14 protein-coding genes and 2 pseudogenes are annotated in these 9,988 nt (G+C 64.3%); 5 read left to right on the top strand and 11 right to left on the bottom strand.

Annotated features, from left to right (window positions below):
• Positions 1-354: 354 nt before the first annotated feature.
• The 4 genes and pseudogenes from HZB86_04465 to HZB86_04450 form a co-directional block, all read right to left on the bottom strand.
• Positions 355-807, bottom strand: a pseudogene (locus HZB86_04465) (arsenate reductase ArsC).
• A gap of 7 nt (positions 808-814) precedes the next feature.
• A complete protein-coding gene (locus tag HZB86_04460; protein MBI5904790.1) occupies positions 815-1,903 on the bottom strand; it encodes a permease in 1,089 nt (362 codons plus the stop codon).
• The gene (locus HZB86_04455) at positions 1,900-2,145 is read right to left on the bottom strand and encodes a TM0996/MTH895 family glutaredoxin-like protein (GenBank protein ID MBI5904789.1); all 246 of its coding nucleotides are present in this window, start codon (positions 2,143-2,145) and stop codon (positions 1,900-1,902) included. The genes HZB86_04460 and HZB86_04455 overlap by 4 nt, the downstream gene beginning before the upstream one ends.
• Positions 2,146-2,158: 13 nt before the next feature.
• Positions 2,159-2,590 carry a winged helix-turn-helix transcriptional regulator gene (locus HZB86_04450; GenBank protein ID MBI5904788.1) on the bottom strand — a complete coding sequence of 144 codons (432 nt, stop codon included), beginning with the start codon at positions 2,588-2,590 and terminating at the stop codon, positions 2,159-2,161.
• Positions 2,591-2,682: 92 nt separating this feature from the next.
• Here HZB86_04450 and HZB86_04445 point away from each other — a divergent pair, with 92 nt between their 5' ends.
• From HZB86_04445 to mobB, 5 genes are read left to right on the top strand one after another with little or no spacing between them, the layout of a single operon-like run.
• Entirely contained in the window at positions 2,683-3,096 is a 414-nt protein-coding gene (locus tag HZB86_04445) for a thioredoxin family protein (protein MBI5904787.1), read from the top strand.
• A gap of 14 nt (positions 3,097-3,110) precedes the next feature.
• Positions 3,111-3,572, top strand: coding sequence for a hypothetical protein (locus tag HZB86_04440; protein MBI5904786.1), 462 nt, complete (start codon positions 3,111-3,113; stop codon positions 3,570-3,572).
• Positions 3,572-4,258, top strand: a complete 687-nt coding sequence (locus HZB86_04435; GenBank protein MBI5904785.1) for a sulfite exporter TauE/SafE family protein — start codon at positions 3,572-3,574, stop codon at positions 4,256-4,258. The genes HZB86_04440 and HZB86_04435 overlap by 1 nt, the downstream gene beginning before the upstream one ends.
• Positions 4,259-4,279: 21 nt before the next feature.
• Positions 4,280-5,404, top strand: a complete 1,125-nt coding sequence (gene arsB / locus HZB86_04430; protein MBI5904784.1) for an ACR3 family arsenite efflux transporter — start codon at positions 4,280-4,282, stop codon at positions 5,402-5,404.
• Positions 5,401-5,943: a molybdopterin-guanine dinucleotide biosynthesis protein B gene (gene mobB, locus HZB86_04425; GenBank protein MBI5904783.1), complete on the top strand. Its 543-nt coding sequence runs from the start codon at positions 5,401-5,403 to the stop codon at positions 5,941-5,943. Before arsB ends, mobB begins: the two co-directional genes overlap by 4 nt.
• Here mobB and arsS read toward each other — a convergent pair.
• The 7 genes and pseudogenes from arsS to HZB86_04390 all read right to left on the bottom strand — a co-directional run.
• Positions 5,936-6,868 carry an arsenosugar biosynthesis radical SAM protein ArsS gene (gene arsS / locus HZB86_04420; protein ID MBI5904782.1) on the bottom strand — a complete coding sequence of 311 codons (933 nt, stop codon included), beginning with the start codon at positions 6,866-6,868 and terminating at the stop codon, positions 5,936-5,938. The two genes, mobB and arsS, sit on opposite strands and share 8 nt — an antisense overlap.
• Positions 6,869-6,882: 14 nt before the next feature.
• On the bottom strand, positions 6,883-7,215 hold the full coding sequence (locus tag HZB86_04415; protein MBI5904781.1) for a carboxymuconolactone decarboxylase family protein: 333 nt from the start codon (positions 7,213-7,215) through the stop codon (positions 6,883-6,885).
• 19 nt (positions 7,216-7,234) lie between these two features.
• Positions 7,235-7,600, bottom strand: coding sequence for a redoxin domain-containing protein (locus HZB86_04410; GenBank protein MBI5904780.1), 366 nt, complete (start codon positions 7,598-7,600; stop codon positions 7,235-7,237).
• A 39-nt stretch (positions 7,601-7,639) separates the two neighbouring features.
• Positions 7,640-7,876: a redoxin domain-containing protein gene (locus tag HZB86_04405; protein ID MBI5904779.1), complete on the bottom strand. Its 237-nt coding sequence runs from the start codon at positions 7,874-7,876 to the stop codon at positions 7,640-7,642.
• Between the two features lie 118 nt (positions 7,877-7,994).
• Positions 7,995-8,615, bottom strand: a pseudogene (locus tag HZB86_04400) (peptide-methionine (S)-S-oxide reductase).
• Positions 8,616-8,873: 258 nt separating this feature from the next.
• Positions 8,874-9,269: a peptide-methionine (R)-S-oxide reductase MsrB gene (gene msrB / locus HZB86_04395; GenBank protein MBI5904778.1), complete on the bottom strand. Its 396-nt coding sequence runs from the start codon at positions 9,267-9,269 to the stop codon at positions 8,874-8,876.
• Between the two features lie 380 nt (positions 9,270-9,649).
• Positions 9,650-9,988, bottom strand: a 339-nt coding sequence (locus HZB86_04390) for a TVP38/TMEM64 family protein (GenBank protein MBI5904777.1), incomplete at its 5' end; no start/stop codon positions are given.

The following is a 9,988-nucleotide window of genomic DNA, read 5'->3' as shown; positions in this document are numbered from 1 at the left end:
CAGTTCCGCGTGCATCACGGTCTTGCCGTCCGGAGGGTGCATTCGCGCGATCTCCTCGGCGCCGAACGCCTTCTTGTAGAACGCGATGGCGCGGTCGGCTCCCCGCACCGTCAGGTACGGCGTGATCGTGTGGTACCCTTCCGGAATCGGCTTCACGGCCAACGTCAGCTTCTTCGCTGCCTTCACCTTCCCATCCCCTTTCCCCCCCGGCGCGGAACGACGCCGGACGGAACCCCGCTCCGGACCGGAAACTTTCCGCGGCCGCGGCGAGGCGGTCCCGAATCGATTGACGGCATCCTCCACCTTAGGCTTGTTCGATGTACGAACGGATTTTCGGGTTTCCCCGGGCGGGAAATTCATCCGATCCGCCGGCATGCCGCGGAGGAACGCCTGCACGCGGTTTTCCAGCCGCCGGTACGCGGTGCGGAAAGCGGCTCTCCTCCTCGTTTCATCCCCCTCCACCGCCGCCGGATCCGGAATCCCCCAGTGGGCCTTGACCGGCTTCCCCGGCCATATCGGGCAGATCTCTCCGGCCGCGTTGTCGCAGACCGTGACGACGAGATCCATTTCGGGCGCGTCCGGCCGGGAGAATTCCTCCCATCCCTTGCTTCGCAGCCCGTCGACCGGCATTTCAAGGGTTCGAACCAGTTCCATGGCGAGAGGGTGGACCTCCCCCTTCGGGTGGCTCCCGGCGCTGTACCCCCGGAACCGCCCCTTCCCCAGCCGGTTCAGGATCGACTCGGCGAGAATGCTCCGGGCGGAGTTTCCCGTGCACAGGAACAGCACGTTGCGTATCTTCCTCTCCATTCCGACCTCACAACAGATAATTGAACAGGTACCCGACCATCAGGATTCCCGTGCCGACGATCCCGGCAAATGCGCCGATCAGGCGGGGCTTCAGGACCTTCCGGAGGATGATCATTTCGGGCAGGGAAAGACCGATCACGGACATCATGAACGCCAGCACCGTTCCCAGGGCCGCCCCCTTCCCCAGGAGAGCCTGCACGATCGGGATGATGCCCGCCGCGTTCGAATACATCGGTATGCCGACCGCGACGGTCAGCGGCACGGACCACCATGCTCCCGATCCCATGATTCCTCCCATGAAGTTCGCGGGCACGTAGCCGTGGATCCCTGCGCCGACGGCGATCCCGGAGACCGCATACGGCCACACCTTCCCTACGATGTCCCGGACGGACTCGAGTCCGAATCGGACTCTCTCCCGCCAGGTGACGCTCATCGTGTCGACCCGATCGTCGCCCCCCGCGGGCGCGGCGTATACCCATTCCTCCACATGTCTCTCCATCCCCAGCCGCCCGATGACCCACCCGGAAATCACGGCGATCGCCAGTCCCGTCCCCGCATAGATGGCGGCGATCTTCCAGCCGAACAGCCCGTAGAGGAGGACGAGGGCGATCTCGTTCACCATGGGGGCGGAAATCAGGAAAGAGAACGTCACCCCGAGCGGCACGCCGGAAGCGACGAACCCGATGAAGAGAGGCACGGCCGAACAGGAACAGAAGGGAGTGACGACTCCCAGCAGGGAAGCCAGCACGTTCCCCGCCGACTCCCTCCTTCCGGCGAGTATCCGACGAGCTCTCTCCGGCGTAAAGTAGGACCGGACGATCCCCACCGCGAATACGACCAGGGTGAGGAGCATCAGGACCTTTGGCGCCTCGAAGACGAAAAACTCGACGGCCGATGTCCATTGCGTCCCCGGCGAAAGGGCCAGCAGGGAGTAGGTGAACCATTTCGCGAAGGGGGAGATTCCCTGGTACACCAGCCACCAGGCTCCCGTCGCCAGCAGGCCGGATCCGAGATATTTCGCGATTGCCCGGAGATCGATCGAAGCCGTCGCTCCCGAGTTCCTTCGGGAGGTCTGTCGTTCACGGCGTTCGCTCATGTCTTTCCGCCGTCCGCCAGGAGCGCCTTGACTTCTTCGACCGTCGGGACCTTGCCGGAGATCCTCACAAGGCCATCGATGGCGACGGCGGGCGTCATCAGCACCTTGAACCGCACGATCTCCCGGATGTCCTCGACCTTGTGGATCGTCGCTTCGATGCCCGCCTGTTCCACCGCCTCCCGGACCGCATCGGCCGTCTGTCGGCACCTGGGGCACCCGGGCCCGAGGATCGCGATCTTCAAGGATTTCGCCGGATCATTCCGACCCCGCCGTCTCTCCCGGGATGGCCGGACGGCAGGCCGCGATCCGGCGCGACGGCAGCTTCATTCCCCGCCCGCAGATCTCGATCGGCCCGAGCGTCCTGGCCAGGACCTCGCGTTTCCGGTCCCGGATGATCATCGCGTCGTCGTTCAGCCAGCCCTTCAATGCGCCGAGCATCTTCCTCGCGTAGGGGAATCCCTCCGAACCGTCCAGGGAGTAATGGACCCACTTTTTCACCTGCCGCTCCTTGACCAGCCCCGCCACCTTCAGCAGGTAGAGATGCTTGGAGATGGTGGATTGGCTGAGCTCGAGGATGGCGACGACCTGGCAGACGCATATCTCTCCCGCCTCGAGGAGCTTGAGGATCCTCACCCGGGTCGGATCGGCCACGGATTTCATCACCATCTCGTATTCCCGAAGCGACATGGACTCTCCTTCATATTGACATCTGGCGATATGTAAGAGTAGCATGAATCCCGGTTCCGTTTCAACCCGACATCCTCCCGCGAGGACCACCGATGACGGCACGCGCGGCAGCGTTGCTCCTTTCCGCGGTTCGGACCGGGATCGCGATCCTGCTCCTCCTGCTTCCCGGCCCGGCCGGATCGACCTCCGCGGAGGAGGACGAGCTCGTGAGCCTGGCCCGGAGCAGGAACCGGGTGCTGATCGCCGATTTCGGGCTGGGGATGTGCCGGCAGTGCAAGACCCAGTCGGAGATCCTCGACCAGGTCCGGTCGGTCTACAAGGAGAAGCTGATCGTCCGGATGGTCCTTGTCAACAAGGAGCCGGCTCTCGCGGCGCGATACCGGGTGGAAACGATCCCTCACCTCGTCTTCTTCGACCCCGCAGGAAACGTCGCGTACCGGAAAACAGGTGTCATGCGATACGAGGAAGTCGCCGCCCGGCTTTCCCGGATGGGCGTGAAGCCGTGATATTTCGCCGGATCGTGACGATTGGCCTTTTGATGTTCGTCGCCGCCGGTGTCGGCACGATCGTGGAAAAGGAATTTCGCGGCAAACCGGCCCCCTCCGGGCCGCCTGCGGGAGGCTCCGCGGACGCCTCCATCGGCGGAAGACGACTCATCGCCTACTATTTCGTCGGGAACGTCCGTTGCTCCTCGTGCCGGAAGATCGAGGAGGTATCCAGGCGGACGATCGAGGAAACGTTCCGTCAGGAACTTTCCGGCGGCAGGCTGCGATTCCGGGTCGTGAACGTGGACCGGCCGGAGAACCGTCATTTCCTCGATGAATTCCGGCTGGAAGGCTCCGCCCTGGTCCTCGTGGAAATGCGCGACGGGAAAACGGCGGGATCGAAAAACCTTCCGGACGTCTGGGCCCTCGTGGAGGACGTACCGAAACTGGAAACGTACGTCCGGAGCGAAGTCCGGTCGGCGCTGGAGAGGATCTGATGGACACGGGGGTTCCCGGCGCGATATGGGCCGCGTGGCTGGGAATCCTGACCTCGATCAGTCCCTGTCCCCTGGCGACGAACATCGCCGCAATCTCCTACATCGGGAAAGGCGCCGATCCCCGGGAAACGGCCGTTTGCGGGTTGGCGTACACGGCCGGACGGATGGCCTCGTATCTGGCGCTCGGCACCCTCCTCGTGGCGGGACTCCTGTCCTCCTCCGTGCTGTCCTGCTTTCTGCAACAACACATGAACCGGATCCTGGGGCCTGTCCTGATCCTTACGGGCATGATCCTCCTCGAGCTTCTGTCCTGGAAAACAACGGGGGGCGGCCTGACCGAGAGAGTGCGCCGCCGGGCGGACAAAGGAGGAGCGACAGGCGCCGGGCTGCTCGGCGCCTCTTTCGCCCTTTCCTTCTGCCCGGTATCCGCGGCGCTCTTCTTCGGAAGCCTGATCCCACTCTCCCTGAAATACCGATCCCCGGTCGCGTTTCCACTTCTCTTCGGAGCGGGAACCGCCCTGCCGGTCCTGCTGTTCGCCGGGCTGATCTCCTTCGGCTCCCGGTCCTTCGGACAGGTCTACGACCGCATGCGCCAGGTGGAGCATTGGGGCCGGCGGGTGACGGGGATCGTCTTCATCCTTGCGGGAATCCACTATTCAATGATTTACATATTCGAGGTCGGCTGACCGGCCGGGAGGAAGAAGCGGATGAGCGGGTCGAACCCCGGGGCCGTCGCGGCCACCCCGGCGACGGAAGCGAAAAAGATCAACCTGTTCGAGCGGTATCTCACCCTCTGGGTCGCGCTCTGCATGGGTGCGGGCATTCTTCTCGGAAAGGCGTTCCCCGACGCGATCTCGGTCATCCGGTCGCTGGAGTTCGGCGAGGGGAGCCAGATCAACATCCCGATCGCCGTGCTCATCTGGCTGATGATCTACCCGATGATGCTGAAAGTGGACTTCGGATCGATCGCGCACATCGGCAGGAAACCGAAGGGGTTGATGGTCACCCTCTTCGTCAACTGGCTGGTGAAGCCGTTCTCGATGGCCTTCCTCGGGTGGCTCTTCTTCAAGCACCTCTTCCTGCCGTGGATCGGGCCGGAGCTCGCGGACCAGTACGTGGCGGGGGTCATCATCCTGGCCGCCGCGCCGTGCACGGCGATGGTGTTCGTCTGGAGCTACCTGACCGACGGAGACCCGGCGTACACCCTGGTCCAGGTGTCGGTCAACGATCTGATCATGCTGGTGCTGTTCGCCCCCATCGTGACGTTCCTCGTCAGCGGGGCCTCCTCCCTCACGGTGCCGTTCGTCGTCCTGCTCTACTCCGTGTTCTTCTTCATCGTCATCCCGCTGGGGGCGGGGGTCGCGTCGAGGATCGTCCTGCTGCGGACGAAGGGGCAGGCGTGGTTCGACCGGTTCGTTTCGGTCCTTCATCCGCTCGCCGTTGCCGCCCTCCTCACGACCCTGGTGTGCATCTTCGCCTTCCAGGCGGACAACATCACGACCCGCTTCTTCCACATCCTCCTGATCGCCGTCCCGATCCTGATCCAGGTGTACTTCAACTCGTCGCTGGTCTACGGGCTGATGAAGTGGCTGAAGGTCCCCCACAACGTGGCGGCGCCCGGGGCGCTGATCGGGGCGAGCAATTTCTTCGAGCTGGCGGTGGCGACCGCGATCGCCCTCTACGGGGCGGGGTCCGGCGCGGCGCTCGCCACGGTGGTCGGCGTCCTGGTGGAGGTTCCGGTCATGCTCTCCGTCTGCGCGTTCTGCAACCGGACGAGGCACTGGTTCCCGGCCGCGGAAGGGCGCGGCCTCCCGGGCGGAGTCGCGCGATGACCGTTGCGGCCGTCGCCTTCATCGCCCGGTCCGGCACGGGGAAGACCACCCTCCTGGAGCGGCTCCTGCCGATCCTGGCCGGGCGCGGGTACCGGGTCGGCGCCATCAAGCACGACGCGCACCGGTTCGACATCGATCGCCCGGGGAAGGACAGCCACCGCCTGACCGCCGCCGGCGCGGCCACCGTGCTGATCACGTCGTCGGAGAAGCTCGCGCTGGTGAAGAACCATCCCCAGTCTCCCCCGGCGGAGGAACTCATCGACCGCTATTTCCGCGACATGGACCTGGTGCTCGTCGAGGGATTCCGGAAGAGCGCCCTGCCGAAGATCGAGCTTTGCCGGAAGGAGATGAACGCTCCCCTGATCTGCCGCGGGGAATTCGACGACCCTGCGCTGCTTGCGGTCGTAAGCGACGCGCCGCTTGCGGTGGACGTTCCCCTCCTCGATCTCAACGCGCCCGATCAGGTCGCGGATTTCATCGAGGAGAGGATCCTGAAAGGGGCGGCCCCTCCGGGGCCGATATCGCGCCCCCTCAAGTGAAGCCGGAGCCGGCCGTGCACGCGTAGCAGTAATCGCCGGCCGCGATCGGGGACCCCGGGGACGGCAAATCCCGAATCTCCGATACGTGCGACTTCCGCTCTCCCTGGTGCCGCCCCACCGCCAGGTTGAAGTCGCAATCGTACAGGTGGCCGTCCCACGACACGGAAAGCTGGGTCCGGCACATGAGCCCTTCCACCGTGCACGGGTTGAACCCGTCCTGAAGCGTCCGCATGTACCGGTCGAAGTTCCCCGATTCCGCCAGCCAACTCCGGAACCGCCCGAGCGGAACGTTCGCGAACGTGTACAGCTCGTTGAACGCGATTCCCCACTTCCGGAGCAGGTCGCTCCGGAATTTCCCCTCCGCCTGCGCCTGAGGGGCGGGAAGGAACGCGCCGACCGGGTTCGAGACGAGGTGCAGCTCCAGGCCGGACCCCTCCACGCCGTACCCCGCCGCGTTCAGATTCCGGATGGCGGTGATCCCTCCTTCCGTGAAGCCGGCTCCCCGCTGCGCGTCCGCCTGCGCGGGATTCGTCGACGGGAACGACGCGATCAGCACGACGCGCCGGGAGACGCACAGGGACAGGATCTCTTCGCGGGCCGGAGCCGCAAGGGCCGTGAGGTTCGACCGCAGCATCAGCCGCGCGGTCCGCGGGACCAGCCCCTCGATGAGAAAAGGGAGGTCGGGAACCAACTCCGGAGCGCCGCCGGTGATGTCGACGGCCCGGAACGGAAATCTTTCCGCGAAGGCGATGACCGCCGCCATGGTCTCCCGGGACATGACCTCGCGACGGTCCGGTCCGGCTTCCAGGTGGCAGTGCCGGCAGCGGCGGTCGCACAGGAGACCCGTGTTGATCTGGAGGGCGCGGGCCTCTCCCCGGACCAGGGAAAGGCCGTGCTTCTCGAGGGTCGCGGCGAACGGCATCATCGATTCCGGCTCCGTCACATGGACAGGCTCTCGGCGATCTTCCGCATCTGCACGCCGTGCACGAGCGATGCGCCCCCCCGGATGGCGTTGGCGACGTGGAGCGCCTCGGTCATCTCGGCCAGGTTCGACCCCTTTTCCAGGCACGCCCGCGTGTAGGCGTCGATGCAGTAGGGGCACTGCACCGCGTGGGCCACGCCGAGCGCGATCAGCGCCTTCTCCCGCGCGGTCAATTCCCCCTCCCGGAACACCTCCGCGTAATAGTCGAAATACTTCTTCGCGAGCTCCGGCGCGTCCTTCCCGATATCGCCGAATCTCTCGAGATCGGCGGGGTCGTAATACGTCTCCATCCCGAACCTCCCGTTCCCTTCAGGTTGGTATGTCCCGGATCGCCGTCAGGATATCCGACGGCTCCATGCGCACCGTATAATCGGGGTCGGCCTCTCCCGCGCGGACGATCCCGTCCCGGTCCACCACGTAGGTCGCGGGAACCGGAAGCTCCCACCGCCCGGCGCCGTTGTACTTTTCGAGGTTGATGCCGAACTTCTCGAGGTACAGCGCCTTGACCTCCGCCGGGACCGTGAACCAGAGTCGGTACGCTTTCATCACCTCGCTCGTCGCGTCGCTGAGTATGTCGATGGGAATCGCATGTTTCTCCGCCATCGTGAGCGTATTGTCGGGGAGCTCGGGACTCACGGCCACAAGGTCCGCGCCGAGCGACCGGATCGCGGGCAATTCCTTCGCCAGAGCTGCCAGCTCCAGGTTGCAGTACGGTCACCAGACGCCCCGGTAGAAATTGAGGACCACCGGGCCCCTGGACAGCCGGTCGGAAAGGCGCACCATCTCTCCCCGATGGTTCGGGAGCGCGAAGTCCGGCGCACGTTCCCCGATCCGCAGACCAGCGGCCCCTGATTCCCTCACGTAGTCGATCCCCCGGCGAACGATCGCCATGACCTCCGGCGGCCGGTTCCGTTTCGCATTGAATTCCGCGATCCGATCCTTCAGGGACATTCCGTTCCCTCCGCATGCGCTCCTTCAGGAACAGGAGCCCGCAGCACAAAGAGGCACGCGATCAGAACCCGCGCCATTGGCGAATTCAACGTCATGTGACGATCCCCCTCCTGGAGCATCAACCCGCCGGACATGCCGCCCCAGTGCTCCTTTCCTTCTTGGCACCCGGAGGACACACGATATCCTCCAAACGCTTCCTTCCCGCGGGGGATAAACCGAGTTCGTCGAGCTCCTTCCGAAGGGTCTCGCACGACCCGTAACCTGCCACGTACCCATTGACGCGCGTAACGGCTCTGGATGCAAGAAAATCGTTGAATGCCGGATATATCGCTTCGTACTCCTTCATGAGTTCCGACCTCCCCCGGAGCGCATACTTCTGGTGATACTCCTCGGCCAGGTAGAACGTGGACGCCGGCAAGATCTCCGTGTGGACCTTTCCGCTCCTCCGGGCGGCTTCACGCTCCTTCGCCTTGAACGCCAGGTTTTTCTGTTTGTCGCCGTGGGTAAAGATCGCGGACATGTACTGCCGCCTCCCGGGCTGCTCCCGCGGGTCATGGCTTGCCCAGAAGAGATCGAGCAATTTCCCATAGGAGATCACGGACGGGTCGAAGTCCACCTCGATTGTCTCGATGTGGTCCCCGAGATTGTGGTATGCGGGGTCCTTCGTCGACCCTCCCGTGTACCCGACACGGGTGCGGAGAACGCCTGGGAGACTCCCGAACCGGGAGTCCGGACCCCAGAATCAGCCCAAGGCGAACGTCGCTGTCTCCGTCACTCCCGGCAGGGAAGCGTCGATCCGAGGGATCGCCGCGGATCGACGCGCCGCTCCATTCTCCAATGTGCCCGCCATTGCCGTTCCCTCCGATCCCGCAATTTGAAAACCCGTGTGGTAGAAAATCCCGGCCATGACCGGGGTGGAAACGATCAGCGACAACATCATCGATATCAAGGACACGTTTCGCTTCGACATGGAGTTCCCCCCTTATTTCCCCGCCATCTACACCTTGGCGAACGTAAGAGCCGCCGAGTTCATGCAGTAGCGAAGCCCGGTCGGTTTCGGCCCGTCATCGAACACGTGGCCCAGGTGGGCATCGCACCGTGCGCAAAGGACCTCGGTCCTTTTCGAGAACCAGCTCGTATCGCTCTCGGTGCGGATATTCTCCTTGGCGATCGGGGCGAAAAAACTGGGCCATCCCGTCCCGGATTCGTACTTGGTCTCCGAGCGGAACAGGTCCGTTTCACAGCACACGCACCGGTAGACCCCCTTCTCGTTGTGGTTCGCGTATTTCCCGGTAAACGCCCTTTCCGTTCCCTTCTTCCGGGTGACCTGGAACTGTTCCGGGGAAAGTCGAGCCTGCCACTCCTTCTCCGTCCTGATGACTTTTTCCGTCATGACATACCCCTTTTGAGCTGCGGAATAGATCCTTATCGGAACCTCCGAGGCGCGCGCCCGATCCTGCGGGATCGTCAGATCAAGCAGCGTGCCTCCCGCCAGGAGCAGGGCAGTCCGAAGAAACTCTCCCCTTCCCATCGTCACTGTCATCCATTTTTCCATGGCTCATTCGCCTCCAGTCGATTCATTGGATGATCGGCCGGACGTCGGGGGCGCTGACTTTCAGCCGCCCGCCGCTTCCGATTCCACTATTCATCCGTCGCGGCACGGCGGAAATCCTTACGCTCCCTAACCGTAAAGAGTCGTCCCATGTCCCGGACCGCGCTCCCCGATCCGCGGGCCGGAGGCGGCGAGAATCCCCCGGTTCATCCAACGAGCGATCAACGATTTCCCCCCCGCTTCTTCACGGCGTTGATGATCGTGGGCAGGAGGGCGAACAGCGCGAGCAGCGCGAACGACCCTAGGACGCGCGGGCCGGCGACCTGGCTCACGCTTTCGATGGCCGCAAGGCTCGCCCCCGCGTTGACGAACACCAGGCTCCCCGGAACGATCCCCGCCAGCGTTCCGAGGGCGTAGGTACGCAGCGGCAGGCCGGTGGCTCCGCACGCGATGTTGACCAGGAAGAAGGGGAACGCCGGGACCAGTCGGAGGAAGAGGAGGTAGGAGAGACCGTTCTCCCGCAACCCCCGGTCGATCCCCTCCATCCGCCCGCCGAATTT

The organism is Deltaproteobacteria bacterium, from assembly GCA_016234845.1.
Lineage (GTDB): Bacteria > Desulfobacterota > Deferrimicrobia > Deferrimicrobiales > Deferrimicrobiaceae > JACRNP01.
The sequence above is the reverse complement of the archived record's forward strand: the minus strand, read 5'-3'. Positions and strand labels throughout refer to the sequence as shown.

Excerpts from the sequence above, each read along its gene's own strand:
- HZB86_04460 (MBI5904790.1), bottom strand. The coding sequence starts at position 1,903 with ATGAGCGAACGCCGTGAACGACAGACCTCCCGAAGGAACTCGGGAGCG.
- HZB86_04450 (MBI5904788.1), bottom strand. The coding sequence starts at position 2,590 with ATGTCGCTTCGGGAATACGAGATGGTGATGAAATCCGTGGCCGATCCG.
- HZB86_04445 (MBI5904787.1), top strand. The coding sequence starts at position 2,683 with ATGACGGCACGCGCGGCAGCGTTGCTCCTTTCCGCGGTTCGGACCGGG.
- HZB86_04435 (MBI5904785.1), top strand. The coding sequence starts at position 3,572 with ATGGACACGGGGGTTCCCGGCGCGATATGGGCCGCGTGGCTGGGAATC.
- arsB (MBI5904784.1), top strand. The coding sequence starts at position 4,280 with ATGAGCGGGTCGAACCCCGGGGCCGTCGCGGCCACCCCGGCGACGGAA.
- mobB (MBI5904783.1), top strand. The coding sequence starts at position 5,401 with ATGACCGTTGCGGCCGTCGCCTTCATCGCCCGGTCCGGCACGGGGAAG.
- arsS (MBI5904782.1), bottom strand. The coding sequence starts at position 6,868 with ATGATGCCGTTCGCCGCGACCCTCGAGAAGCACGGCCTTTCCCTGGTC.
- HZB86_04415 (MBI5904781.1), bottom strand. The coding sequence starts at position 7,215 with ATGGAGACGTATTACGACCCCGCCGATCTCGAGAGATTCGGCGATATC.
- HZB86_04405 (MBI5904779.1), bottom strand. The coding sequence starts at position 7,876 with ATGTCCCTGAAGGATCGGATCGCGGAATTCAATGCGAAACGGAACCGG.
- msrB (MBI5904778.1), bottom strand. The coding sequence starts at position 9,269 with ATGACGGAAAAAGTCATCAGGACGGAGAAGGAGTGGCAGGCTCGACTT.